The sequence below is a fragment of the Paraburkholderia sp. BR10923 genome (genome assembly GCF_040948765.1).
GTDB lineage: Bacteria > Pseudomonadota > Gammaproteobacteria > Burkholderiales > Burkholderiaceae > Paraburkholderia > Paraburkholderia youngii.
Map to the genome: position 1 here is coordinate 1 of NZ_JBFPKO010000216.1, position 256 is coordinate 256.

Annotated in this window: 1 pseudogene; it reads left to right on the forward strand. The window is 53.9% G+C overall.

From position 1 onward, the window contains the following. Positions 1-117: pseudogene (locus tag AB3X94_RS42175) on the forward strand (IS5/IS1182 family transposase); the annotation flags it as partial. Positions 118-256 lie beyond the last annotated feature (139 nt).

Consider the following 256-nt stretch of genomic DNA (forward strand, 5'->3'; position numbering starts at 1 on the left):
TTCCGGCGTCTCGCACGTGACTATGAACGGCTCCCCGAAACTCTCGCTGGGCTTCATTTCGTCGTCTTCGCAATGCTCATGCTTGTCCACGCCGTGTCAGTACTTCAAAGTTCCTAACACGCTCTAGGCAAGGTCTGCACAACTCGTTTTCAGAGAGTTGGCCGTTTGCCACTTGCGTTGTATCAGCCATGAGAGTCTGCTGGCAGGTTGGTCGCCTGGCTTTTTGAAGCGTGACGACCACTGTTTGCCGAGATTC